This is a genomic window from Salinibacter ruber DSM 13855, from assembly GCF_000013045.1.
Lineage (GTDB): Bacteria > Bacteroidota > Rhodothermia > Rhodothermales > Salinibacteraceae > Salinibacter > Salinibacter ruber.
The window spans coordinates 1,444,598-1,469,045 of sequence record NC_007677.1; the positions used below are offsets into that span (position 1 = coordinate 1,444,598).

21 protein-coding genes and 1 riboswitch are annotated in these 24,448 nt (G+C 66.2%); of the genes, 15 read left to right on the top strand and 6 right to left on the bottom strand.

The features are described 5' to 3' along the window. Window positions 1-7: 7 nt before the first annotated feature. Window positions 8-805 carry a hypothetical protein gene (locus SRU_RS06125; RefSeq protein ID WP_011403902.1) on the bottom strand — a complete coding sequence of 266 codons (798 nt, stop codon included), beginning with the start codon at window positions 803-805 and terminating at the stop codon, window positions 8-10. A gap of 163 nt (window positions 806-968) precedes the next feature. On the opposite strand from SRU_RS06125, the gene SRU_RS06130 reads away from it, so the two are divergent. Further along, the gene (locus SRU_RS06130) at window positions 969-2,483 is read left to right on the top strand and encodes an aminotransferase class V-fold PLP-dependent enzyme (RefSeq protein ID WP_011403903.1); all 1,515 of its coding nucleotides are present in this window, start codon (window positions 969-971) and stop codon (window positions 2,481-2,483) included. A 14-nt stretch (window positions 2,484-2,497) separates the two neighbouring features. Here the strand turns inward: SRU_RS06130 and SRU_RS06135 are convergent, their stop codons facing one another. Continuing rightward, the gene (locus tag SRU_RS06135) at window positions 2,498-4,621 is read right to left on the bottom strand and encodes an elongation factor G (protein WP_011403904.1); all 2,124 of its coding nucleotides are present in this window, start codon (window positions 4,619-4,621) and stop codon (window positions 2,498-2,500) included. A gap of 286 nt (window positions 4,622-4,907) precedes the next feature. Between SRU_RS06135 and SRU_RS06140 the strand changes: the two genes are divergently transcribed. From SRU_RS06140 to SRU_RS06175, 8 genes are all read left to right on the top strand, one after another. Then, the gene (locus tag SRU_RS06140) at window positions 4,908-5,399 is read left to right on the top strand and encodes a DUF411 domain-containing protein (protein WP_011403905.1); all 492 of its coding nucleotides are present in this window, start codon (window positions 4,908-4,910) and stop codon (window positions 5,397-5,399) included. A 3-nt stretch (window positions 5,400-5,402) separates the two neighbouring features. Continuing rightward, entirely contained in the window at window positions 5,403-6,038 is a 636-nt protein-coding gene (locus tag SRU_RS06145; RefSeq protein WP_011403906.1) for a DUF1684 domain-containing protein, read from the top strand. A gap of 209 nt (window positions 6,039-6,247) precedes the next feature. Further along, window positions 6,248-7,012 carry a 3-oxoacyl-ACP reductase gene (locus SRU_RS06150; RefSeq protein ID WP_237701996.1) on the top strand — a complete coding sequence of 255 codons (765 nt, stop codon included), beginning with the start codon at window positions 6,248-6,250 and terminating at the stop codon, window positions 7,010-7,012. Window positions 7,013-7,054: 42 nt separating this feature from the next. Then, window positions 7,055-7,756, top strand: coding sequence for a tRNA (adenosine(37)-N6)-threonylcarbamoyltransferase complex dimerization subunit type 1 TsaB (gene tsaB, locus SRU_RS06155; protein ID WP_011403908.1), 702 nt, complete (start codon window positions 7,055-7,057; stop codon window positions 7,754-7,756). A gap of 113 nt (window positions 7,757-7,869) precedes the next feature. Continuing rightward, window positions 7,870-8,718: an acetyl-CoA carboxylase, carboxyltransferase subunit beta gene (accD, locus tag SRU_RS06160; RefSeq protein WP_011403909.1), complete on the top strand. Its 849-nt coding sequence runs from the start codon at window positions 7,870-7,872 to the stop codon at window positions 8,716-8,718. A gap of 348 nt (window positions 8,719-9,066) precedes the next feature. Then, window positions 9,067-11,457 (top strand): choice-of-anchor B family protein, encoded by a 2,391-nt coding sequence (locus SRU_RS06165; RefSeq protein ID WP_237701998.1) that lies wholly within the window; start codon window positions 9,067-9,069, stop codon window positions 11,455-11,457. Between the two features lie 87 nt (window positions 11,458-11,544). Continuing rightward, entirely contained in the window at window positions 11,545-12,618 is a 1,074-nt protein-coding gene (locus SRU_RS06170) for a YncE family protein (protein WP_237701999.1), read from the top strand. Between the two features lie 51 nt (window positions 12,619-12,669). Continuing rightward, a complete protein-coding gene (locus tag SRU_RS06175; RefSeq protein ID WP_112903727.1) occupies window positions 12,670-14,508 on the top strand; it encodes an FG-GAP repeat domain-containing protein in 1,839 nt (612 codons plus the stop codon). Between the two features lie 26 nt (window positions 14,509-14,534). Here SRU_RS06175 and SRU_RS06180 read toward each other — a convergent pair whose 3' ends face one another. Next, on the bottom strand, window positions 14,535-14,885 hold the full coding sequence (locus SRU_RS06180; protein WP_231847414.1) for a hypothetical protein: 351 nt from the start codon (window positions 14,883-14,885) through the stop codon (window positions 14,535-14,537). A gap of 359 nt (window positions 14,886-15,244) precedes the next feature. On the opposite strand from SRU_RS06180, the gene uvrB reads away from it, so the two are divergent. Beyond that, on the top strand, window positions 15,245-17,320 hold the full coding sequence (uvrB, locus tag SRU_RS06185) for an excinuclease ABC subunit UvrB (protein WP_011403914.1): 2,076 nt from the start codon (window positions 15,245-15,247) through the stop codon (window positions 17,318-17,320). A 75-nt stretch (window positions 17,321-17,395) separates the two neighbouring features. Here uvrB and SRU_RS06190 read toward each other — a convergent pair whose 3' ends face one another. Then, complete coding sequence (locus SRU_RS06190; RefSeq protein WP_011403915.1) at window positions 17,396-18,622, bottom strand: trans-sulfuration enzyme family protein; 1,227 nt, start codon at window positions 18,620-18,622, stop codon at window positions 17,396-17,398. A gap of 96 nt (window positions 18,623-18,718) precedes the next feature. Continuing rightward, window positions 18,719-18,837: riboswitch (SAM riboswitch) on the bottom strand. A 178-nt stretch (window positions 18,838-19,015) separates the two neighbouring features. Between SRU_RS06190 and rpmE the strand changes: the two genes are divergently transcribed. From rpmE to SRU_RS06215, 5 genes are all read left to right on the top strand, one after another. Then, window positions 19,016-19,270: a 50S ribosomal protein L31 gene (rpmE, locus tag SRU_RS06195; RefSeq protein WP_011403916.1), complete on the top strand. Its 255-nt coding sequence runs from the start codon at window positions 19,016-19,018 to the stop codon at window positions 19,268-19,270. A gap of 147 nt (window positions 19,271-19,417) precedes the next feature. Beyond that, a complete protein-coding gene (locus tag SRU_RS06200; RefSeq protein ID WP_112903729.1) occupies window positions 19,418-20,785 on the top strand; it encodes a thymidine phosphorylase in 1,368 nt (455 codons plus the stop codon). Window positions 20,786-20,852: 67 nt separating this feature from the next. Continuing rightward, window positions 20,853-21,641 carry a PspA/IM30 family protein gene (locus tag SRU_RS06205; RefSeq protein ID WP_011403918.1) on the top strand — a complete coding sequence of 263 codons (789 nt, stop codon included), beginning with the start codon at window positions 20,853-20,855 and terminating at the stop codon, window positions 21,639-21,641. A gap of 76 nt (window positions 21,642-21,717) precedes the next feature. After that, window positions 21,718-22,203 carry a hypothetical protein gene (locus tag SRU_RS06210; protein ID WP_112903731.1) on the top strand — a complete coding sequence of 162 codons (486 nt, stop codon included), beginning with the start codon at window positions 21,718-21,720 and terminating at the stop codon, window positions 22,201-22,203. Between the two features lie 36 nt (window positions 22,204-22,239). Continuing rightward, window positions 22,240-23,190: a hypothetical protein gene (locus SRU_RS06215; protein ID WP_013061697.1), complete on the top strand. Its 951-nt coding sequence runs from the start codon at window positions 22,240-22,242 to the stop codon at window positions 23,188-23,190. Window positions 23,191-23,212: 22 nt separating this feature from the next. Here SRU_RS06215 and SRU_RS06220 read toward each other — a convergent pair whose 3' ends face one another. Both SRU_RS06220 and moaC read right to left on the bottom strand, forming a co-directional pair. Further along, a complete protein-coding gene (locus SRU_RS06220) occupies window positions 23,213-23,815 on the bottom strand; it encodes a hypothetical protein (RefSeq protein WP_011403920.1) in 603 nt (200 codons plus the stop codon). A 48-nt stretch (window positions 23,816-23,863) separates the two neighbouring features. Continuing rightward, the gene (moaC, locus tag SRU_RS06225; RefSeq protein WP_011403921.1) at window positions 23,864-24,376 is read right to left on the bottom strand and encodes a cyclic pyranopterin monophosphate synthase MoaC; all 513 of its coding nucleotides are present in this window, start codon (window positions 24,374-24,376) and stop codon (window positions 23,864-23,866) included. Between the last annotated feature and the right edge of the window lie 72 nt (window positions 24,377-24,448).

Genomic DNA, 24,448 nt, shown 5'->3' on the forward strand with positions numbered 1-24,448 from the left:
CACCCCCCTAGCGGCCGTAGGAGAGCGATACCGTGAGGCCGGCGACCGCCGCGAACCGGCCGTCCTGAACGAGCGGATCGAGACCCGTGCCCACCAGAAGCCCAGGCTGCACGCGGGCCCCGTCGAGCATGACCGACACGACGGCGCGGTGGGTGGTCCGGTCCGGGCTTGAGCTGGAGAGGCGGGGCCGCCCCGCTATGCTCAGCCCCGTCATGAACCGCTCGCCGTTCCACCAGAGCTGGGCGCTGTAGGGAAGCCGCCAGCGGTTCTCCGTCCCATCCGTCCCGGTGCGCTCGGCCGAGGCGTACGTGAGTCCGGAGCGGAGGCGAAGGGAGGCGCGTCGCCCGAGGGGAAGACGGCCGTTGAGAAGGACGGAGGGCGCGACGGATTCGTCGCGGAACGCCGCGGTGCGCCCCATGTCTGCGCGCCGCCCCGCCTGCAGGGCCTCGTTGGTGGGGGTGGCCGGAATGCGGAGGCCGAGCTCAAGCAGGATTGGCAGGGAGGAGCTACTCAGACCGAACCCTACGTACGGGTTGCCCACGGCCGTGGAGGCGTCGTCGGTGGCGTAGCGGGCCACCGGCAGCTCGGCCGCCAGCTCCACGTTGTCGTTCAGAGAGCGGGTGGCCGTGAGGAACGCAGCGCCCGACGCCACCGACGCGTCGTCGGCCGGAAGGTCCGGAACGATCGCCTCCAGGGCGATCTGGTTGGGCTGATAGGGGCGAGACCAGATGGTCTGGCCCTGGGCCGGGACGGCGAGCAAACTCATCCCGGCGATTGCGGTCAAAAGAACGAAAAGGTCGCGCATGGGAGCGTCGGCGGCGGTGAGGGAAACGAGAAGAGATGGAGGATCCTCTTTGAGGTGAGCGTATCTCTCGACGGGCGGACTGCATCTCTCGTTCGCAGTTCCTACATTATCGTATGGAATTCAACCAACAATCTGGTCTTTTCGTCGCCCGCGACTGATTGCCATGCTCGATTCTGCTCCCACCTCCTCAATCGCCGCACGCGCGCCTCGCTCGGACCGGCGATCGCAGTTGGACGCCCTCCGCCGCGCTTTTACCGGGCTCGACACCGAGTACCCGCTGGCCGACGGCACGACGGCCCCGCGCACCTACCTTGACAGTGCCGCGTCGACCCTGCGCTGCAGCGCGGCCGACGACATCGTCCGGCGGGCCCTCCGGCACTACGCCAACACGCACTCGACGCTGCACGCCGGGGCCCGCATCATGACCCACCTCTACGAACAGGCGCACGAGATTGTGGGGCGCTTCGTGGATGCCCCGGACGACTACACGACGGTCTTCACCGGGAGTGGGGTTACGGGCGGCCTCAACCGCATGGCCCGCGTGCTGGCCGAGCGGCGGCCCGAGCGTGACCTCGTCATCACCACCCTCATGGAGCACCACGCCAACGACCTGCCCCACCGCAAGCACGTCGGCGAGGTGGTGCACGTGCCGTTGGAAAACGATCCGGACGGGGAGGCCGGACGCGTGGATCTTTCCGCGTTGCGGGCCGCCATCGACGAGCACGCCGACCGGCTGAACTACGTGGCCGTCACGGCGGCGTCGAACGTGACCGGCATCGTCAACCCGGTCCACGAGGTCGCCCGGCACGCCCACGCGGCGGGCGCCCTGTGTGTGGTCGACGCCGCCCAATCGGCCGCCCACGTGCCGATCAGCGTGCAGGGACCCGACGCGGCCGAGGCGCTCGATGTCGTATGCATGAGCGGGCACAAGCTCTACGCGCCCGGCAGCCCCGGTGTGATCGTGGCCCGGGAGGCCCTTTTCGAAGGGCTGGAGCCGCAGGTGGTGGGGGGCGGCATCGTGGATCGGGTGGAGACGGACCGCTACGAGATTACAGACGCGCTGCCGGAGCGGGAGGAGGCGGGCACGCCCAACCTGCCCGGGGCGCTACGGCTGGCTGCTACGCTTCAGCTGCTGGGCCGCATTGGCATGGACCTCGTGGCGGAGGACGAGCGCGAGCTGGCCCAGTACGCGCTGGAGCGCTTCGCGGCGATCGACGGCCTCACGATCTACGGGTCCCACCGGCTGGAGGTAGCCGACCGGATCGGGGTCATCGCCTTCAACCTCGCGGACCTGCCGCACGGCCTCGTGGCCGCGGCGCTGAACGACTACTTCGGGGTCGCCGTGCGCAACGAATGCTTCTGCGCGCAGCCCTTCGTGCGCGAGTTACTGGGCCGAGCGGGCAATGCCGGAGGGGCCGCGGACGGTGCCGAGTGTGGGCCCGAGACGCAGCCGGGCATGGTGCGGGCCTCCCTCGGCCTGTACAATACGGAGCAGGACATCGATGCGGCCGTCGAGGCGCTGTCCGACCTCGCGGCCCGGCCCGACTGGTACCGTGAGCAGTATCGCCCCCGCCTCGACGGCAGTGGCGACTGGGTCCACCGCTCGTTCGAGCACCCGCCCGAGCAGGCGTTCTCGTTGGAGGAGGAGGTGGACGCGTGGCTCCAGTCGGCCAGCTAGCGCCCGTCCCCAATCTACGCCGCGGCCGCCGGAGCCGTCGTCTCGTCGACGACCTCCTCCTGCACGTGGCCCGGCATCTGCTCGTAGTGGCTGAACTTCGTATGGTGCAGGCCCCGGCCCTGGGTGAGTGAGCGCAGCGTGGTGGAGTACTGGTGGAGCTCTGCCTCCGGCACCTCGGCGGTGATTTTTTGGAGCGCCCCCTGCGTATCGATGCCCTGCACGCGTCCCCGTCGCGTGTTGAGGTCGCTGATGATGTCGCCCGTGTAGTCGTCCGGCGTGGTAATGGTGACCTCGTGGATGGGCTCTAGGAGAACGGGGCCGGCCTTCTGGAAGGCCTGGCGGAAGCACTCGAAGGCGGCGCGCTTGAAGGCCGCCTCGTTCGAGTCGACCGGGTGCATGTCGCCGTCGTGGATGACGATCCGCACGTTTCCGACGGGAAACCCGGCCACCGGCCCCTCCTCCATGGTGTTCAGGACGCCCTTCCGGATGGAGGAGAAGAACTTGTTCATGTCGATAACCCCGCCGACGATGGCGTCGACGAAATGGATCTCGGCGCCCCACTCGGTTTCGACCGTCTCCTCCCCCCGCACCTCAATCGCGTCCGGCGGGTCGAACGCGCCGTCGAGGGGCTCGACGAGCATCGAGATGTCGGCAAACTCCCCGGCGCCGCCCGACTGCTTCTTGTGGCGGTGCTCGGCGGTCGCCCGATTCTGGATCGCCTCGCGGTAGGAGATGCGGGGTTCTACGAACTCGACCTCCACGCCGGCCTGCCGCTCAAGGCGCGACTTGGCGATCTGGAGGTGCATCTCGCCCACGCCGCTAAGGGTAAGCTGGTTGAGCAGCGCATCGTGGTTGAAGACCAGCGACGGGTCTTCGTCAGTGATTTGATGGAGGCCCCGGGCGAGCTTGTCCTCCTGTCCCTCCTGCACCGGCCGCACGGCCATCCGGTAGCGGGGGGCGGGAAACTGGATGGACGGGATGACGACGTCGGACGCCGGGGCCCGGAGGGTATCGTTCGTGGTGGTGTCCTCCAGCTTCACGAGCGCGCCAAGGTCGCCGGCAATGAGGCGGGGGACGTTGTTGCGCTCCTCCCCGTTGAGCTCGTAGATCTGCCCGAGGCGTTCGGTGGCGCCGGTGCGCGCGTTTTCGAGGTCCTGGCCCGACTGAAGGGTTCCGTCGAACACGCGGACGTACGAGTATTCACCGACGTGCTCCTGGGCCATCGTGCGGTAGACGAAGGCAACCGGGTCGTCGTCGGGGTCGGCCGTCAGTTCCTGGCCGCCCTCGGTCTCCAGCAGCCGGCTGGCGGGGGAGGGGCACACCGACCCGATGAAATCGAGAAGGCGGGAGACGCCGACCTCCTCCGTCGCGCTCGTGACGAAGACGGGATACAAGTCCCGCTCAATTATGGCCGCACGGAGCCCGTTCCGCATCTGGTCGTCCGTCAGCTCGCCCTGTTCGAAGTAGGCCTCCATGAGCCGGTCGTCACTGGCGGCGATGTCCTCGACGAGCGTCTCGTGGAGCTCGCGGGCCTCGTCCTCAAAGGCGTCGTCGATCGGCTGCACCTCCGGCTCGGTCTCGCCCTCCGGGTAGTACAGCTGGCGCATGTGCAGCACGTCAACCAGGGTGCGGGTGCCCTCGCCCGCCGGCAGCTGAACCGGTGTGGCCCCCCGCCCGAAGCGGTCCTCAATCTCGTCGACGATGCTCCGAAAATCGGCGCTCGCCTGGTCGATGTGGTTGATGACGAACAGGGCGGGGGTGTCCGTCTGCTCGCCGTAGGACCAGGCCATCTCCGTGCCGACCTCGACCCCCGAGCGGGCGTCCATCACGTAAAGCGCCGTGTCGGCCACCCGCATGGAGGCAATCACCTCGCTGGCGAAGTCGGGGTAGCCCGGCGTGTCGAGGATGTTGATCTTCGTGTCGTCCCATGAGGCGTGAAGCAGCGTCGCAAAAATCGACATCTGCCGCTCCTTTTCGCTCTCGTGGTAGTCGCTTTGGGTCGTGCCGTCGGGCACGGAGCCGACGCGCGAGATGGCGCCGCTTGTGTGGAGCAGGGCCTCGGTCAGGGCGGTTTTGCCGCTGCCCTGGTGGCCGACCAGGGCAATGTTGCGGATCTGTTGGGCGTCGGAAACGGTCATGGGGACTGGGGGGATTTCCGCAGAACTGCTGAGGAGAGACGGCGGGGCAGAAGCGGCTGATCAATATTCGTGCCTCCCCGGTTCTTTAAGTTCAGAAAAAGAAGGGGCGGAGTCAAGATGAGGACTGGGGTAGAAAGGGGCCCCGACTGCCAAACGCATGGACCCAGAAGCACGGCCCCCGGCGGCCGGATGGACGTGAAGAAGGGCCGAGGCCCATCGCGAAACACGGGTCTGGGGGTTGGGGTTCTGAAATTGTCTATTCCCCACAGACTGTGCCCTCACCGCCATGGCTTCGCTCGCGTCGTATCAGACTCACCTCAAGGCGTTTGGGATTGGCATCGTCCTCGCCGCACTGGGCGTGGGGGCCTATCTGCAGTTTGGCCCGTCGGCATCGGCGGGCCTGCCGACAGTGACGGTGTACAAGAGCCCCTCGTGTCAGTGCTGTTCGGATTGGGTCGCCCACATGAAGGAGGAGGGCTTCGAGGTCGAGGTGCAGTCGAAACTACGCATGAAGCCCGTGAAGAAGCAGGTGGGGCTGCCCGCCTCGCTTGCGGCCTGCCACACGTCCGTGGTGGGCAATTATGTGGTCGAGGGGCACGTGCCGGCGCAGGAGGTGAAGCAACTGCTCCGGGAGCAGCCGGACGTCCGAGGCCTAAGCGTGCCGGGCATGCCCGTCGGGTCTCCGGGCATGGAGCGGGGGAATCGGGTGGAACCGTACGAGGTTGTGACGTTCACCCCGTCGGGGGAGACCACGGTGTTTGCCCAGTACGGACAGTAGGCCATGTCTCGTCCCCCTTCCCGCCCCCGGATGATGTGCGCTCGGGTTCTGCTACTGCTGTCCGTGACCGGGCTCGTCCTGGCCTGCGAGACGGGGCCATCGTCGGGGGACTACGAGCAGGCCGTCATGCAGGACCGCGTGCAGCGGGACATGCAGATGCGAGAGAAGGAGAGCGTACTGCCCCCCGGCCGCCGGGAGGCCTTTCGGGGGCTCAACTTCTACGAAGTGGACCCGGCCTACCGGTACACAGTGCCGCTCCGGCGGTTCGAGACGCCCGACACGGTGATGATCCCCGAGAGCACGGGCGATCTGCGCCCTCAGCAGCGGATCGGAGAGGTGACGGTGCCGCTCCCGGAGGGGCCGGAAGAGCTGGTCGTATTTCGGGGCGAGGGCGACACGCCCCGCGGGCGGCTGTGGATCCCGTTTGCCGACTCCACGAACCGACACGCCACGTACAAGGGCGGGCGCTACGTGGACCTGACGTCGACCGATTCGGACTCGGTCGTGGTCGACTTCAACCGGGCGTACAATCCCACCTGCGCCTACAATCCGGACTTCGCGTGCCCGCTGCCGCCCCCGGAGAACCGAATCGCCGTGCCCGTGGCGGCGGGGGAGAAGCGCCCCACCTTCGGGGGGTAGATCACATTGCATCTGCGAGCCGGGGCAAATACCTTATGGGCACGGCCAGGGGTACCCGTTGCTCGTCGAGCACGGGCTGAGACACACCCTTCGAACCTGATCCGGCTCGCACCGGCGCAGGAAGTGCTTCGGCACCGTCCGGAGACTCGTGCATGAGCGACGTACCGTCTGGCTCCACCGTTTTCCTCGTACCAGGAAGCCAGTCTCTCATGCGTGATCCCGACTCGCAAGTTGTTGTCATCACCGGGGCCAGCCGTGGGCTCGGCGCCGCCATTGCCCGGACCTTCGGGCGGGAAGGCGCCCGCGTGGTGGTCAACTACTACCAGAGCCCGGATCGGGCCGAGGCTGTCGCCGCCGACATTGGCGACCGGGCCCTGCCCGTCCAGGCCGACGTGCGCGACCCGGACGCCGTGCAGGCGATGATCGACACCGCCACGGACCACTTCGGGGCGCCCGTCACGACCGCCGTCCACAACGCCCTGATCGACTACCAGTTCGACGCGGAAAATCGGGAGACCGCCGATACCATCGACTGGGAAGACTATCAGACGCAGGTGGAGGGGTCGGTGAAGGGGGCCCTGCACCTGCTCCAAGCCTGCCTTCCGGAGATGCGGGCGGCGGGGGAGGGGCGGTTTGTCGGCATCAGCTCCAACCTCGTACAGGCCCCGGCCGTCCCGTACCACGACTACACCACCGGCAAGGCGGCCCTTCTCGGGTTCACGCGCAACATGGCGGGCGAGCTCGGGGCGGAGGGCATCACCGTGAACCTGGTGTCGGGCGGGCTGCTCGACGAGACGGACGCCAGCGCGGCCTCGTCGGACGCCGTGTTCGACGCCATCCGCCAGAACACCCCGCGCGGCACGGTGACCACCCCGGAGGAGGTGGCCGACGCGGTGCTATTCTTCGCGTCCCCCTGGGCCCGGGCCGTCACGGGGCAGAACCTGATCGTGGACGGCGGCCTCGTGATGCAATAGCCCCCGTCCGAATCGTGCTTCCCTCACCTCCATTCCGCGCTCGTGATTCTTCTCGCCCTCGAAACCGCAACTTCCACCTGTGGCGTGGCCGTCCTGGACGACGACACGGTGGTTGCGGAGGCCCATCTCCGTCGCCCCCGCGTGCACGCTGAGCGCCTGACCCCGCTGGTCGAAGATGTGCTCGACCACGCCGACGCGACGCCGGCGGCCCTGGATGCCGTGGCCGCATCGATGGGGCCGGGGTCGTACACGGGCCTCCGCATCGGGGTGAGCACGGCAAAGGGATGGGCGCTGTCCACCGACGCGGCGTTCGTGGGGGTGCCAACGCTGGCGGCGTACGCCGCCCAGCTGCGTCCGGTCGCCGCGCCCGGAGACGTGGTGTGCGCACTGCTCGACGCCCGCCGGGACGAGGTGTACGCCGGGGCGTACCGGCGAACGACGGACGGACTGGACGAGCACGCGTCCCCGACGGCGCTTCCGGTCGACGATCTGCCCGGCTGGGTGGGGACGGTGGACGGGCGGCTGTGGCTCGTCGGAGACGGGGCGCCGAAGAGTCGGGCGGCTCTCGGCGACGCGTTCACGTGCACACTGATTCCCGCCGACGAGAGGCCCCCGTCAGCGGGGTGGGTGGCCCGCTGCGGCCGCCGGCAGCTTGCAATGCACGGCCCCGACGACATGGCGACGGTCGAACCGTTGTACGTGAAAGACGTGCATGCCACTCCGGCGCCATCCCCCTTCGACTGAGCTTCGTTTGGACTTTACGGGCGGCGTTTCTGATTTTCTGCTAGGGCGATCCCCGTCCCTGGGGCCCCTGCTGGTTCGCACACGATTCTTCGTACTCGTCTTTTCCCTCTGTTATGCCCCCCTGGTTTCGGCGCGAGAAGGCCGGCATCCGCACCACCCGCGAAGAACAGAATGAAATGCCGGAGGGGCAGTGGGTGAAGTGCCCGGAGACCGGCGAAATCACCAACCGGCGCGAACTGGAAGAGAACCTGCTCGTCTTTCCCGGGTCGGGGTACCACTTCGGGATGGACAGCCACCAGTACTTCGGCTTCCTGTTTGACGACGGCGACTACGACCTGCACGACACCGATCTCCGCTCGGTGGACGCCCTCAATTTTGAGGACCGCAAGCCCTACAGCCAGCGGCTGGAGAGTGCCGTGGAGGAGACGGGCCAAAACGAGGCCGTTCAGGCGGCCACCGGCTCCGTTGGAGGACATCCCGTGTCGATGGCGGGCATGGACTTTAGCTTCATTGGGGGATCGATGGGGTCGGTCGTTGGGGAAACTGTGGCCCGGGCGATCAAGCGCGCCTACACGGAGGGCATGCCGCTTATCACCATTGCCCAGAGCGGCGGGGCCCGCATGATGGAGGGGGCCCTCAGCCTCATGCAGATGGCCAAGACGAGTGCGCACCTTACCCGACTCGACGAGGCGGGGCTGCCGTTCATCTCCATCCTAACGCACCCCACCACGGGTGGCGTCACGGCCTCCTTCGCGATGCTCGGGGACATCCACATCGCCGAGCCGGACGCGCTGATCGGGTTTGCCGGGCCGCGGGTGATCCGTGAGACGATTGGGTCCGACCTGCCGGAGGGGTTCCAGAAGTCGGAGTTTTTGCAGGAGCACGGGTTCGTCGACATGATCGTGGACCGGCGTCGCCTCCGCCGTCGCATCATCCGGCTGCTCAACCTCCTGATGGAGTAGGCTGACCCCTCTATTTTCGCTCCGTCTCGGTGCCGGCCTCCGCTCGTCGAGACCATCCCTTTATTTTTTGCGCGGCGAAACGTTATCCTTCCCGACGGGCAGAGAAGATTGGTCGGGTCCCGTTCCGAGCCGCTACCTCCTGACTGGGAGGCCCTCTGCGTTGGGGGCCGGACATCAGGCCGTGGCCGGAACGTGAAAGGCCTTCCAGAGCGCCCAGGTCTCATTACGAGGGTGTGAAGAATACCTGGTGGCATCTCCGAAACCCCATCGACGGAGATGGCTATGATGAGATGTCGTCTAGTCTTGACTCTCGCTTCGTACTTTCCGCGGATACCTCCTTCGATCCTCATGAAACGAATATCGCTCCTCCTCAGCATCGCACTTTGTCTCGTGGTCTGGGGCCTCCCCGCTTCGGCCCAGACGACGCCCACCGGCTCGGCCGTTCAGATGAACGGCTTTAGCCGTGCCCTCGATGTGGAGGGCAACCGGGTGTTCGTGGGAGAATCGCAGAATATCCACACTCCCGGGCGGGTGTACGTTTACGAAGACGAAATGGACGGCTGGACGGAAGCCGCCTACTTCGAGGCGACCGACGGTGAAGTCGGCGACAGCTTTGGCTCGGCCCTCGACGCGGCGGGCGATCAGGTCGTCGTGGGGGCCCCGTCGGCCAACGCCGCCTACGTGTTTGAACCGGGCGCGGACGGATGGGCCCAGAGCGCTCGCCTGACGGCTGCCGACAGCACCTCGGACTTCGGGCAGAGCGTGGTGCTGGACGGCGATCGGCTCTTCGTCGGTACCTCCGCGACCGTGTCGATGACGGAGGGGGACACGCTGACGACCGGTGCCGTCCACGTCTTCGAGCGGCAGGACGGGACTTGGCAGCAGACCGAGACGCTCCGGAGCGAGAAGGTGGGGGCGGACGCAGGGTTCGCGAGTGCCCTGCTCACGTCCGGGGATCACCTGCTCGCCACGGCGCCGCAGCACGAGGGAGGGGCCGTCGTGGCCTTCCACCAGGGCACCGACGGCTGGACGGAGCTCCAGACGGTCACGCCCGGTGAGCTCAGCAGCAACGCCCGATTTGGCACGGCGATCGAGGCTGTCGGGGATCAGGTGCTCGTCGGCGCCCCACGGGCCTACGACGCAACGGGGCTGGCGTACACCCTCTCGTTCGATGCGGAGGCGGAGAGCTGGTCCGTCGACGGACGGCTTCTTCCGTTCGACGGTGCATCCCGTCACCTCTTCGGGGCGGCCTTTGCCTACAACGGCACGGACCTGTGGGTCGGGGCGCCGGGCGCGTCGGACCGGAGCGGGGCCCTCTACCGCTACGGACACAACGAGGGGGCCTGGACCGGCGTCACGCGGATGACGCACCCCGGGACGGAATCTGGCAATGGACTGGGGGCCACGCTCGCAGGCAATGAGGATGTGCTCGCGACGGGGCTGCCGGGGGACGACCACGGAGCCGGCACGATGGGGCTCTATTCCATCGCGTCCGGCGAGTGGACCCGAACAACCCCCATTGCCCCCTCAACCGGACAGGCCCTCAGTGCCATGACGGGCGAGGAGCGAGACTGCGCGGACGGCAGCGTCGCCCAGTTCTCCTGTGAGAACGTTGACATGAAGTCCTTCCTTCCCATCGACAACATCGGGGGCGAGCGCGGGATCGACCTGAACGACATCTGGGGCTGGACCGACCCGGAGACGGGCACGGAGTACGCCCTCGTAGGCCGGACCGACGGAACGGCCTTCGTGGACGTGAGCGACCCCACAAACCCACAGTACGTCGGCGAGCTTCCGCTCACGGATGGGGCGCGCGTGAACTCCTGGCGCGACATCAAAGTCTACGACAACCATGCGTTCGTGGTGGCGGACAATGCCGGGGATCATGGCATGCAGGTCTTCGATCTGACCCGTCTCCGCGACGTGGACGCCGACCAGATGCCCGTGACCTTCGACCACGACACCCTCTACGACCAGGTCAACAGCGTCCATAACGTGGTCATCAACAAGCAGACGGGCTACGCCTACGCCGTGGGCAGTAGCGGCGGCGGCAAGACCTGTGGCGGCGGGCTCCACATGATCAACATTCAGGACCCGCTCAACCCCACCTTTGAGGGCTGCTTCTCCGACCCCTCCACGGGCCGCTCCGGCACCGGCTATAGCCACGATGCCCAGTGCGTCGTCTACGAAGGCCCGGATCCCGAGTATCAGGGCCGCGAGATCTGCGTCGGCTCCAACGAGACGGCGATCAGCGTCGCGGACGTGACGAACAAAGATGATCCGAAGGCCATCTCGACGGCCTCGTACCCGGACTACGGCTACGTCCACCAGGGCTGGTTTGACGAACAGCAGCGCTACTTCTACCAGAACGACGAGCTGGATGAGGCGCAGGGCAAGGCGAGCCAGACCCGGACGCTGGTGTGGGACATGAAGGACCTTGACAACCCGAAGCTCGTCAACCAGCTCATGCTTCCTGAGGAGTCGATCGACCACAACCTGTATGTGAAGGGATCGACGATGTACCAGTCCAACTACAAGAGCGGGCTGCGCATCCTCGACATCAGCGACCGCGAAAACCCGGAAGAGGTGGCCCACTTCGACACGCAGCCGTACGACGAAAACGGAACGGGCTTTCAGGGCTCCTGGAGCAACTACCCGTACTTCGAAAGCGGCATCATCATCGTGTCGAGCATTGGTGAAGGCCTGTTCGTGCTGGAGGAATCAAAGCAGGAGCTCTAGAACAGGGTATCGGGGGCCCCGCCGAGGGCATCGTCCGCGTGGTCCCACTGGTTTGATTCTCCTGAACCAATATCCTCACGCATCATCATGCGCCGTTTCCTTTCGGTTTTGATCGTCGGCATGCTCCTGTGCGCCACACTTCCGGCGTGGGGGCAGGCCTCAAGTCCGAAGCTGTACGTGTGCAATCAGGGCGAGGCCACCGTCTCGGTGATCGACATGGCGTCGATGGCCGTCGAGACGACCGTCGACCTCAAGGAACGCGGGTTCTCGGAGAACGCGAAGCCGCACCACGTCGTGGCCGAGCCCGACGGGAGCCACTGGTACGTGAGCCTGATCGGGGCGAACACGATCCTCAAGATGAACCGGCAGAATGAGATCGTCGCGCGCCTTGACAACTTCGAGGTGCCGGGGCTTCTGGCCCTCGACCCGTCGAAGGATGTCCTGTACGCGGGGCGCTCCATGAGTGCCGTAAACCCGCCGAAGAGTCTGGGCATGATTGAACGGTCCGACATGGAGATCATGGAACGGGTCGGGACGTTTTTTCCGCGTCCCCATCCCCTGGCCGTGACGCCGAACGGGGAGCACGCCTTCATCGCGAGCCTGGGCACCAACCAGCTGATGGGCATTGACACGGACACGCGCGAGACGCAGCTGACGCGGCTGGAGGGGACGACCCAGACCCCGGTCCAGTTTGCGGCGACGGCCGACGGGTCGACCCTCATTGCCGGGGGGCAGAAGACGGGTCAACTTCTCGTGTTCGACGCCAGTGAGGCCCCAGCCCTGTCTGTGACCGACACCCTTGCGGTGGGAAGCCAGCCGTGGCATCCCGTCATCGGTCGCCAAAGCGGTCTGGCCTACGTCCCGAACAAGATGTCGAACTCCATCAGTGTGGTGGACGTCGACAACGCGTCGGTGCAGGCCACCATTCGGGGGGACGGCCTCGCCCAGCCCCACGGCACGGTCCTCTCGGCCGACGGGCAGCATCTCTTCGTGTCGAACAACAACCGCGAGGGCACCTACGAGCCCCGTGGAGACAATCCCGAGGCCGGAACGGTGACGGTGATCGACACGCGGACCAACGAGATCGTGAAGGTGATCGAAGTGGGGACCTATCCCACCGGGGTGGGCACCTTTGGCGGGGCGCAGCCCACTGGCTCCTAGCGGCCGGTCGAATCCTCGTGCTCCGCTGATGTGACCGCTCCTTCAGTTTTGATGCCACGCATTCGCGCCTTCCTCGTCGGCCTCGTCGGGATCGTCCTGGTGGGCTGTGCCGGGTCCTCGCAATCGGTGTCTCCGGATGCCTCGTCGGCCTCGTTTCCGGACGACTACCAGCGCGTGGTGGCGCCGTCCATTGAGGTCGCCGACACCGACGGCGCCCTCATTCCGAACCCGTTCTACGGCGGCTTCAACGCGCCGCGCCCCCAGTTTGTGGACATTGACGGGGACGAGGACTCGGATCTCTTTGTCCAGGAGCGTCCCGGCCAGCTCGCGTTTTTCGAGCACGTCACCGAGGGGGACTCGTCGCGCCTCGTGTGGCGTACGGACCACTACCGGGACCTGCAGATCGGCGAATGGTACCGGTTTGCGGATCTTGACCAGGACGGGGTGCCCGATCTGCTCACGGAAGAGCCGTACAGCCATCTCCGCGCCTACCGGAACGTCGGCTCGGCCACGGCGCCGACGTTTGAGCTGTACGCCGACACGTTGCGGACCGTGGAGGGGGAGCCCATCTTCTCGGACCGTCAGAACATCCCGAACGTCACGGACCTTGGCTGCAACGGCCGGCTGGATCTCTTTCTGGGGCGGCTCGACGGGACCATCACCCGCTACGAGTCGGTCGACGGGACGAACGGCATGCCCCAGTTCGCCCACGTGACGGACGAGTTTGAGGGCATTAAGATTGTCGGGGGGACGGGCCAGAAGGGGCCGTCGCTTCACGGGGCCAACACCCTCACCTTTGCGGACGTGGACGACGACGGCGACTCCGACTTGTTCTGGGGCGACTTCTTCGAGCCTGGACTGCTCCTCATCGAGAACACGGGGACCTGCGGCAACCCCGTTCTCAGTGGACAGCCGGAGCGCTTTCCGTCGTCGAATCCGCTTTTGACCAGCGGGTATAACGCCCCCGCTTTCACCGACTGGTCCGGCAATGGACGCCCCGACTTGTTCGTCGGGGTCCTCGGGGGATCGAGCGGGTCCAACAGCAGTCTCGCGGACAACTTCTACTTCTACGAGCACACGGCGGACGGATATCAGCTCCGGACGCGCCAGTTTGTCGGGGGGATCGACGTGGGGAGCGAGAGCACCGTCGCCCTCGGGGACATTCAGGGAGACGGCCAGACCGACGTGCTCGTGGCAAACAAAATCGACCCGACCCAGGGCGAGACTTCTCTGGTGTACCCGCTGACCCCCACCGGTGACAAGGGGCCCCCTCGCCTCCGGAAACGTTCGCCCCTGGACTTGCCGGACGCGTACCGCTACGCCCCGGCCCTCGGCGACCTGAACGGCGACGGGGCCGACGACCTCATTCTCGGGACCTGGCAGGGCGCCCTCTCCTACCACGAGAACCAGGGCGACGGCACGTTCGACGCGGTCGACGGGGCCCTGGATGGCCTGTCGGGCGGGAGCAACGTCGTGCCGGCCCTGGGAGACGTGACGGGCAACGGCGCCCCGGATCTCGTACTGGGCACTGCGAGCGGGACCCTCACGCTCCACCGCAATACGGGGGGAGAGGCGTCCCCGAACTTTGCCTCGGAGGGCGTCACGCTCGCAGAGCTGAACGGACGGGCCGCCCCCACGCTCCACGACGTGACCGGCGATGGGCGGTTGGACCTGCTGGTCGGGACGAAGACGGGACTGGTCCTGCTTCGGAACCAGGGCGGCACCGATGGCCTGGAGTTCGGGCCGCCCACCTCAGTTAACCTCGACGGCATTCCCCGAAATGCTACGCCAGTCTGGGGGGACCTGGATGGGGATGGCAGAACGGACCTCGTCGTGGGCGGAAAGCGTGGTGGGCTCGTCCTCTTCCAGCCCTCGGCCGCCACGGAGTAGAGGGACTTGGGGCGCTCGTGCCGGGGTCACCATAGCCCCGTAAGCACATCCCCGAGTGAGGTCGACGAGGAGGTGCCGTCGTCCGGGTTGGACGCCCCTGCCTCGTCCAGTGCCTGATTCAAGGCGCGCAGGCCAGAGCGGAACTGGTTCGTAAGCCGCTCGCGCGTCTCCTCCGAAAGGGCCTCGTACGCCCCGTCCCGAAGGGCCTTCAGGGCGCGGCGGTGGTGCTTCCGGGCCCGTTGCAGTTCATCCTCGGGCCGGCCCCGCAACTGCTCGACCGCCTCCTCAAGACTCGACGCGGGACGGTCGAGAGGCAGCTTGGCGGGCGAAAACGAGCCATCGGAATCGGGAGACGCCTCGTCAGACTGAGCGGACACCGTGGGTGCAAGCATATTGGGCAGAGCGTAGCAATGAGCGACGTACCGACGGGCATGTGAACACGCGCCGGCCTGCCGACTCAGACCGACGCAGAATAGAGGTAGGCATTTTTTCAATGTGGAACCGCTTCCAAATTAGGAGTGCGCCCACATCTTTTTGTCAGAAACCGGTCAAGATTCAGCGACGAGTTCTGGAATGTACGGTACACCTCCGTTGAACCGCCTGTTGGGGACCCCGACTGGACCGTGACGTGGACGATGACGTCGGTGAAATTTCTGGGGGAACGGCCAAAACCCAACAGATGCGAGCGGATTCAAACCCTTTGTGATTCTTCCCTGCAAACAACCGCGATGCGGACATGACGGAGGTCCTGAACGACCGGACGGATCAGTTTCAGCTCGAGTCGGACTTTGAGCCCATGGGCGACCAGCCGCAGGCGATCCGCGAGCTCGTGGACGGGGTCGGGAGGGGCGACGAGCACCAGACCCTGCTCGGGGCCACGGGGACGGGCAAGACCTTCACCGTGGCAAACGTGATCGAGGAGGTGAACAAGCCGACCCTCGTCATGAGCCACAACAAAACCCTGGCGGCCCAACTCTACGGGGAGTTGAAGCAGTTCTTCCCCAACAATGCTGTTGAGTACTTTATCTCGTACTACGACTATTATCAGCCGGAGTCGTACATCGTCCCCAACGACACCTACATCGAGAAGGACGTGGCCATCAACGACCGCATCGAGCGGTTGCGGCTCCGGGCCACCTCCGAACTCGTCAGCGGGCGGGATGACGTGATCGTGGTGGCGAGCGTGTCGTGCATCTACGGCCTCGGTTCGCCCGCGGAATTCCAGAAGGAAATCCTGCCGTTGGAGCGGGGCCTGGAGGTGGAGCGCAACGACCTGCTCCGCCGTTTCATCGACCTGTTCTACGAGCGCAACGACATCGAATTCACGCCCGGCACCTTTCGGGTCCGCGGGGACGTGGTGGACATCTTTCCGGCCTACCGCGAAGAGATCGCCCTTCGAATCGAGTTCTGGGGCGACGAGATCGACCGCCTGGCCCTGTTCGAGCCGGAGAGCGGGCGCGAACTGGAGGAGGTGAATCAGTTTACCCTGTACCCGGCGCAGATCTTCGTCACCCCGGACGATCGCTTGGAACGGGCCATCGAGGACATCAAGGAGGAGCTGCGCTGGCGGCTGGCGGTGCTGCGGGAAGAGGGCAAGATGGTGGAGGCCCAGCGCCTGGAGCAGCGCACCATGTTCGACCTTGAGATGATGCAAGAGGTCGGCTACTGCTCGGGCATTGAAAACTATTCGCGGCACCTGACCGGCCGCGAGCCGGGCGAGCGTCCCTACTGCCTGCTCGACTACTTCCCGGACGACTTCATGCTGGTGGTGGACGAGAGCCACGTCACGATCCCGCAGGTGCGGGCCATGTACAACGGCGACCGGCAGCGCAAGCTGAAGCTGGTGGAGCACGGCTTTCGCCTCCCGTCGGCCCTCGACAACCGCCCCCTCACGTTCGAGGAGTTCGAGGAGCTGACGCCGCAGACCATCTACATGAGCGCCACCCCCGCCGACTACGAGCTAGAGCAAAGCGGAGGCGTTTTCGTGGAGCAGGTGGTGCGCCCCACCGGCATTCCCGACCCGGAGGTCGACGTCCGGCCGACCGGAAATCAGGTGGACGACCTGATGGAGGAGATTCGCAAACGCGCCGAGAAGGGCGAGCGCGTGCTCGTAACGACCCTCACGAAGCGGATGACCGAGGACCTGGCCGACTACCTCGACAGCTACGGGGTGGACGTCCGCTGGATGCACTCCGACATCGACGCCCTCGAACGGGTGGACATCATTCGGGGGCTGCGCCTGGGGGAGTACGATGTGCTCGTGGGCGTGAATCTCCTGCGGGAGGGGCTGGACCTGCCTGAGGTGTCGCTCGTAGCCATCCTCGACGCGGACCAGCAGGGCTTTCTGCGCTCGGAGACCTCGCTGATCCAGACGGCCGGCCGTGCCGCTCGCAACGTGAACGGGGAGGTGATTCTGTACGCCGACGAGATTACGGACGCGATGCAGAAGATGATTGACGAAACGGAGCGGCGCCGGGAGCGGCAGCTTGAGTACAACGAGACACACGACGTAACGCCGGAACCGATCCGGAAGTCCCCCGACGAGATCAAGATGGGCACGGCGATCGCCGACGAGAAGAGCGAGGGGGAAGAGTCCGGCTCCCGGCACCACTACGGCAGTCCGGATCAGCTCTCCAGCGAGGTGGCCGACCCGGTGGTCGAGTACCTCTCGGAGGACCAGAAGGAGGACCTCGTCGACCAGATGCGGGAAGAAATGGAAGAGGCTGCCGAGAACCTCGAGTTTGAGCGGGCCGCCGAGCTCCGAGACAGCATCGAAGAGCTGGAGGAGGAGCTCGCCGAGAGCGGAGAGTAGAATGTTGAGGCGGGGGCGCAGGGAGGGCAACGGCCGCTCGCTTCCGGCCCCCGCCGGGACCGTCGACGGATCTCCTCAGCACGTCCCCTCCGAGGCCGGGGCTTGGGCCTCTGCGGAAACGGGCGTGTCGTGCCCGCTCGCTGCCGCCTCGGCGCCCGCCGCCGTCAGGGCCTGACTCAGGTCTGCCCGGAGGTCGTCGGTCGACTCGATGCCGACGGAGAGACGGATGAGGCCGTTGGTGATGCCCGCCGCCTCCCGCTGCTCGGGGGCCATCGACGCGTGGCTCATGGTGGCCGGGTGCTCGATCAGCGACTCGACGCCCCCTAGCGACTCGGCGAGGGCAAAGACCTCGGTGGAGCGCAGCAGCGCTTCGACGTCCACCTGTTCGTCGTCGACGAAGAAGGAGACCATGCCGCCGTAGCCGTTCTGCTGAGCGCGTGCGATCTCGTGGCCGGGATGGTCGTAGAGGCCCGGGTAGCAGACGCGCTGCACGGCCGGGTGCTCGTCCAGAGAGCGCGCGAGGGCTCGCGCATTGGTTTCGTGCTGGCGCAGGCGGACCGGTAGGGTCTTGGCCCCGCGGAGGACGAGCCAGCTGTCGAACGGCGCGGCGACGGTGCCGTGCGCATTGGCCGCAAAGTCAACCCGATCGGCGAGGGCCTCCGTGCGGGCAATGATGGCGCCGCCCACTACGTCGGAGTGGCCGTTCAGGTACTTCGTCGTCGAGTACACCACGAGGTCGGCCCCGTAGTCGATGGGCCGCTGCAGGAGGGGAGAAAGAAAGGTGTTGTCGACGACAAGCAGTAGATCGTGTGCGTCGGCGAACTCGGAGAGGGCCTCCAGGTCGACGATGCGAAGAAGGGGGTTGGAGGGCGTTTCCACCCACAAGGCCGTCGTTTCGGGCCGCACGGCGTCGGCAAGGGCGTCGCGGTCCGAAAGGTCTTCGTAGGAGACGGAGAGTTTGTCCTGATCGTCGAGACAAGAAAAGAGGCGCTCGGTGCCCCCGTAGCAGTCGTGCGCACAGATCAGGTGCGCACCGGCGTCGAAGAGCGACGTGACGGTCGACACGGCGGCCATGCCGGTGGCGCACGCCACGGCGCCGGCCCCGCCGTCGAGGTCGGCCAGCGTGTCCTCCAGGGCCGCCCGCGTCGGGTTGCCGCTACGGGTGTAGTCGTACCCTTTCGTCTCGCCGACATCTTCAAACTGGAAGATGGCCGACTGGTAGAGGGGGGGCACGACGCTATTGAACGTGTCGTCGAGGTCCTGCCCAGCGAGGGAGAGCGTTGTTTCCGGGTCCAGGTCCATAAGAAAAGTCGTCTCGGTGAGTGAAGAAGCGGGGTGGCCTCACCAAGACGACGACAGAGGACCTCAAGGACGCACGCTCGCGTGCTCGAAGCAATCCTCTCATCTGTCCCCACGCGGGGCGGGGCAGGAGTTGGCACCAGGACGACCCCTCGCGTGGAGGGGTCCGGTTGCCACGACGTCATCGGGCCTGTTCCCTCAGTCGTTCTTGATGAGACAAATTCATCCTAAGAAACGGGGGGCGGGGTGTCAAGAAGCCGATGCGTCGGGGCGTGCGGCCCTCGCTCGTTCTTCACGCACGGGCGACACGTCCCCGAAACTTTTGGGGGACGATGTCGTGCACCAATGTCGACGATGCCTCTTGACTGACTGAGCGAGTCCACCGACGGCCCCATTATGCAACACGATCTGCACCCCGAGTACAGCGAAGTAACCATCCAACTCGCGGACGGCTCCGAAATCACGACCCGGTCCACGATGGAGACCGACTCGTACGAGACCGAGGTCGACTCGACGAATCATCCGTTCTACACCGGCCGCCGTCAGTTCGTCGACACGGCCGGCCGCGTTGAGAAGTTCAACCGCCGGTACGGGCTCACCGATGACGACGAGGGAGACGACGAAGAGACGGAAGACGCCGCCGACGAGTAGGGGGCCGTCTTCATTTCAAACAGTGAAGGTCACCTGTGCAAACGGGTGGCCTTTTCGTTTTTCAGGGGAGGGCCTGTCGGAGGCCGGCGGTCGGGGTCCAGGCATGCCCCCGCCCCTCGTTCCACCCACCCACCATTCTCCAGTTGTATGAGCAGTGTCAACCCCGTCCCCCTCATCGCGGCCAAACGTGACGGCGAGTCGCTGTCGAAGGCCGATCTCAAGGCCCTCGTGGACGGCTATACCGAAGGCACCGTCCCCGATTACCAGATGAGCGCGTTTTTGATGGCGGCCTACCTCAACGGCCTCTCCGCTGCGGAGGCGGCCGCCCTGACCGACGCGATGCTCCACTCGGGCACCCACATCGACCTCTCCTCGGTGCCGGGCACCAAGGTGGGCAAGCACTCGACGGGCGGGGTGGGCGACAAGGTGTCCCCGATTCTCGTGCCCCTCGTCGCCAGTTGCGGCGTGCCGGTGGCCAAGCTCAGCGGGCGCGGGCTCGGCCACACCGGCGGCACCATCGACAAGCTCGAATCCATTCCCGGATTCGGTACGGACCTGAGCGTGGAGCGGTATCGGCGGCAGGTGGAAGAGGTGGGCGGGGTCATCGCCGGGCAGACCGGGGCGGTGGCCCCCGCCGACAAGAAGATTTACGCGCTCCGCGACGTCACGGCCACCGTCGACTCGATCCCGCTCATTGCCGCCTCGATCATGAGCAAGAAGCTCGCGGAGGGCAACGACGCCCTCGTGCTCGACGTGAAGTGCGGGCGCGGGGCCTTCATGAAGACGGACGCCGACGCGCGAACGCTGGCCGAGACGCTGGTTGCCATCGGGGCCGAGCACGACACGCCCGTCGTGGCGGTCATGACGAACATGGACGTGCCGCTGGGGCGGGCCGTGGGGAACTGGCCCGAGATTCGAGAGGCGATCGCCTGCCTGCGGGGGGAGCACGCCGACTCCGCCCTCATGGAAATTGTCCGCGGCCTGGCCGGCGAGATGATTGTTCTGGGCGGCGCCGCGGAGACGCCGGCGGAGGGCCGGGAGAAGGCCCGCGCGGCCATCGAAAGCGGGGCGGCGCTGGATCAGTTCCGGTCCCTCGTTGAGGCACAGGGAGGAGACCCGACGGTCCTCGACGATCCGGACGGGCGGGCCGACAGCGCACCGGTGGCGGAGGTCACCGCCCCGCCCGACGCGGGAGGGTACGTCGCGGACCTCGACGCCCTGTCGATTGGGCAGGCGGCCGTGAAGCTCGGGGCCGGACGCCAGACAAAAGAGGCGTCGGTGGACCCGATCGCCGGCCTGACCCAGCTCAAGAAGCCCGGGGATCCGGTCGACGACGGAGACGTGCTCGCCCGGCTTCATGCCGGCGGAACGCCCGACCTGGAGGCCGTTCGGGCCGCCGTGCGCAGCGCGTATACCTTCTCCGACACGCCTCCGGCCGCCGCCCCGGCCCTGCAGGCCCGCTACGACGCCGAGGGCTGGACCCGTCTGTCGGAGGGCGCCGCGGAAGAGGTGTAACAATCCACTTCCGTGCAAAGTATATGAACTGCACATTCGCCGATCCTTCGACACCGCCCCCCTTGCCATGTCTATCTGGTCCCGATTCAAGCGCGCAGTAAAGTCGCTCTTCGGCGGCGCCGTCTCGGCGATGGAGGATCCGCGGACGATTCTCGAACAAAACATCCGGGAGCTCAACGATCAGGTCCCGGAGATGAACGAGAACATCGCCACGGTGAAGGCGAACAAGATCATGCTCGAGAAGGAGGTCAAGAAGACAAGAGACCGGGTCGAGCAGCTTTCCAACCGTATCAAGACCGCCCTCAAGTCCGACCGCGAAGACATTGCCAAAAAGTATGCGAAGCGGCTCGAGGACCAAAAGGAAAGCCTCGAGCGGACGGAGGAGCAGCTCAAGGGCGCCGAGCGGGCCTACGAGAAAGCCCTTAAGGTCAAAAAGGCCTTCATGCGCGAGAAGGAGCAGAAGATTCAGGAGGCGAAGGATGCCCTTCGCCAGCACGAGCGGGCGCAGTGGCAGGCCGAGATTGCCGACACGATGGAGCAGTTTGAGGTGTCGGGGCTAGACCAGACCCACGACGAGATGGTACGGCGCCTGGACGAGGAGTCGGCCAAGAACGAGGCCCGGATGGAGATGGCCCTCGATTCGGTGGACACCGAGGCCCTCCAGATTGAGGAAGACGCCGAGGAGCTGCGGGCCCAGCAGGTCGTCGACGAATTCAAGGCCGACATGGGCATGGTCGACGAGGAGGAGACGCTGGACTCGGAGTCCGTGGAGGAAGAGACGATTGACCTGCCCGAGGACGAAGAGATTGAGGAGCCGTCGAAGACCATCGGCAAGCAGCGCAACAAGTCGGAGTAGTCCGGTTTCGGGCGATTGCTGATTGACAAGTCTGAACGCCTCGACCCAGCGCGCACAAACCGCCCCCGACCTAGCCATGACCGACGACGAATTTCAGCGGCTGAAGGAGACCGAGAAGCGGCACCTGCGGGCCAAAAAACGCCTCCAAACGACCCTCGATCAACTGAAGCAGCAAGAGGAGGTCCAGGGCGTCGTGCGGCGCATGACGCAGGGCGCCCGGCGCCTGCTGGCCGAGACCGAGTCGCTCGTGGATCGGCTGCGGGGGGCGGTCGCGGAGCAAGAGGCCCGCTTCGAGGTGGCCCTCGACGACGAGTGGGAGGAGGACGAAGGGCTCCGTGAGGCCGAAGAGGCCCTTCGGGACGAGCGCGCCGAGCAGCTCGTCCGTCGGATGAAGGCGGAGGAGACCGAATCGTCCACGCGTCCGGGGGCGGCGCCCGGTGCCGACGACCTGTCTGCCTCCGGGGCAAAAGAAGAGGCGGCGGAAGCAGACGAGCCGGACCCGGAGGGGCCCGACAAAACCATCGGCCGCATGGGCGACCTCCGTGCCGACGACGCTTCGTAGCCCGAACAGCTTCGTAGCCCGAACAACTGCCCCGTCATGGACGACGACATCAACTACACGAAGGAGGCCCTCTTCAACACCTGGAATTTGGTGTTTCTGATCACGGTCGTGGCCGTGGCGGCGGGCCTCGGGCTGATCGGGGTTCTTCCCGCCTGGCTGCCGGAGCTCCTCCTGTTGCTGGGGGGCGGGGCGGAGCTCCTCTACCTGGGGGTGATGCCGCGGCACGACCGGTTTCAGCGGTACATTCGCGCCGAGAAGCGCTCCGAACAGCACCAGGCGCCGTCCCAGCGCGAAATTTTCAGCCAGCTCCGCAACCAGAGCCAGCGCCGCTACGCCAAGCTCCGGAAGCTCAAAGAGCAAATCCAGGCGAACTACCAAAAGCTCAGCTACGCCTCGCAGGGCATTTTGGGGAGTCACGTCGACAAGATCGACGGCCTGCTGGACTCGTACCTCGATCTGCTTCACCAGCGGGAGCGGTATCGGGCCTTTATGGACAGCGCCACGGAGGCGCAGATTCTCGAGTCCATCGACGCGCTGAAGAAGGACATGGCCGACGACGCCGAGCGGGTGCGGGCCGTCAAGCAGCGACGGCTGAAGGTACTGGAGCGCCGGCTGGCGCGCCTCCGCAAGGCCCACGAAAACCTGGAGATCATCGGCGCGCAGCTCAGCACCATCGAGGACGTGGTGCGGTACATCCACGAGCAGTCCTGGACGCTGCAGAACCCGGAGGAGGTGACGGCCCAGCTCGACACCCTGCTGCAGGAGGTGGAGGAAACCCAGAGCTCCATCCGCGAGATCGAAGACGTATTCGCTGCCCCCACCGACTACCTCGACGACGAGATGGCGGAGGACCTGGATGCGCTCGACGCGGAGCTGGACGGGGCGACGGACGGGGCGCTTGACGTGCCCGACAGCGACAATGGGGCCATGTCCGATTCCGAAGACACGGCTACGGAGCGGTCGTCCCAGTCCCGAGTTCGGGAGTAGCCGCTGCAGAGTACTGGCGGCCTCATTCAGACGATTCGGCTGCGGACCCGAGGGGCGGTACCCCCCGTCGCCCGTAGGCGAGCACAAGCTTGAGGTGAGCGACCGTCGGGTCGACCAGGCCGAGTGAATCCAGTCGTTCTTGAGGGGTCTCTGGAAGCTTTGGGGGACTCACGCGCCCCATCCACAGCTCCATCTTGTCGCCCAGTGCGTGGGGCCCCGGGAATTGGCCGTCGGGCAGGTGCGTGGTGTAGAAGGCGCGCTTCTCCTCAAGCCGGGCGCGCACCTCCTCGGCCACCTCCGAGAGCTCCGGGCGCTCCTCGGCCACCATTGCCTTCCCGAGGAGGTAGTTCCGGTACGTGAACGGAAGGTCGAGCAGCGTGTCGATGATCGTTGGGGCCCGGTCGGGCTCCTCTTCGAGCCCGACTTCGGCGGCCCGCGCGGTGGCCGTGGCGATGAGGCAGAGCGTCTCCTCGGCCACGAGCTCCGGGTCGGCCCCCTCCATGTCGCCGATGCTTTCGAGCACGGCGTGGGTCAGGTCCTGCGTGAGGCCCAGGGTGCCAACCGTGGCGAACGACGTGAAGCGGGCCACGCGGTCGAGGGCGGCGTCAGGGTCGTCGGAAGACATGGGGCGGCCGGCTGAGGGGAAGGAAACCGTGGTCGGGCGGAGACAGGGCTAGGATTCGGCGGGGGACGTGTCCTCGGACTTGCTCTTCCAGTTCCCACTTTGTCCGCCGGTCTTGGCGCGCAGGTGCACGTCGCCGATGCGGATGTCCTTGGTGACCGACTTGCACATGTCGTAGATCGTAAGGGAGGCGACCGAGACCGCCGTCAGCGCCTCCATCTCCACCCCTGTTACGCCGAAGGACTTCGTAAAGGCCCGAACATCGATGGCCTGCTCGTCCTCGTTGAACGTAAAGTCGACCTCCACGCCGTTGATGGTGGCGTCGTGGCAGAGGGGAATGAGCTTGTCGGTCTGTTTGGCCCCCATGATGCCGGCGATCTGGGCGGTCGTGAGGACGTCGCCCTTCTCGATGTCGTGCTCCCGGACGCGCCGGAACGCCTCCTCGCCCAGGTGAACCCGTCCGGCGGCGACGGCCGTCCGGGCGGAGTCCGACTTCTGGGACGCGTCCATCATGCGGACGCCTCCTTCGGGATCGGGGTGGGTAAGTGTAGAAGGATCGGCCATAGGTCAGTCAGCAAAAGCGAAATGAATGCGTACACACGGAGCAGGGCTCAGGGAGGATGCTCCGTCCGTTCG

Coding starts and splice junctions, on each gene's coding strand:
- SRU_RS06220 (WP_011403920.1), bottom strand. CDS start 23,815: ATGTCTTCCGACGACCCTGACGCCGCCCTCGACCGCGTGGCCCGCTTC.
- SRU_RS06175 (WP_112903727.1), top strand. CDS start 12,670: ATGCCACGCATTCGCGCCTTCCTCGTCGGCCTCGTCGGGATCGTCCTG.
- SRU_RS06130 (WP_011403903.1), top strand. CDS start 969: ATGCTCGATTCTGCTCCCACCTCCTCAATCGCCGCACGCGCGCCTCGC.
- SRU_RS06190 (WP_011403915.1), bottom strand. CDS start 18,622: ATGGACCTGGACCCGGAAACAACGCTCTCCCTCGCTGGGCAGGACCTC.
- SRU_RS06165 (WP_237701998.1), top strand. CDS start 9,067: ATGAAACGAATATCGCTCCTCCTCAGCATCGCACTTTGTCTCGTGGTC.
- SRU_RS06150 (WP_237701996.1), top strand. CDS start 6,248: ATGCGTGATCCCGACTCGCAAGTTGTTGTCATCACCGGGGCCAGCCGT.
- uvrB (WP_011403914.1), top strand. CDS start 15,245: ATGACGGAGGTCCTGAACGACCGGACGGATCAGTTTCAGCTCGAGTCG.
- SRU_RS06135 (WP_011403904.1), bottom strand. CDS start 4,621: ATGACCGTTTCCGACGCCCAACAGATCCGCAACATTGCCCTGGTCGGC.
- moaC (WP_011403921.1), bottom strand. CDS start 24,376: ATGGCCGATCCTTCTACACTTACCCACCCCGATCCCGAAGGAGGCGTC.
- SRU_RS06145 (WP_011403906.1), top strand. CDS start 5,403: ATGTCTCGTCCCCCTTCCCGCCCCCGGATGATGTGCGCTCGGGTTCTG.
- SRU_RS06140 (WP_011403905.1), top strand. CDS start 4,908: ATGGCTTCGCTCGCGTCGTATCAGACTCACCTCAAGGCGTTTGGGATT.
- accD (WP_011403909.1), top strand. CDS start 7,870: ATGCCCCCCTGGTTTCGGCGCGAGAAGGCCGGCATCCGCACCACCCGC.
- SRU_RS06210 (WP_112903731.1), top strand. CDS start 21,718: ATGACCGACGACGAATTTCAGCGGCTGAAGGAGACCGAGAAGCGGCAC.
- SRU_RS06170 (WP_237701999.1), top strand. CDS start 11,545: ATGCGCCGTTTCCTTTCGGTTTTGATCGTCGGCATGCTCCTGTGCGCC.
- SRU_RS06200 (WP_112903729.1), top strand. CDS start 19,418: ATGAGCAGTGTCAACCCCGTCCCCCTCATCGCGGCCAAACGTGACGGC.
- rpmE (WP_011403916.1), top strand. CDS start 19,016: ATGCAACACGATCTGCACCCCGAGTACAGCGAAGTAACCATCCAACTC.
- SRU_RS06215 (WP_013061697.1), top strand. CDS start 22,240: ATGGACGACGACATCAACTACACGAAGGAGGCCCTCTTCAACACCTGG.
- SRU_RS06205 (WP_011403918.1), top strand. CDS start 20,853: ATGTCTATCTGGTCCCGATTCAAGCGCGCAGTAAAGTCGCTCTTCGGC.
- SRU_RS06125 (WP_011403902.1), bottom strand. CDS start 805: ATGCGCGACCTTTTCGTTCTTTTGACCGCAATCGCCGGGATGAGTTTG.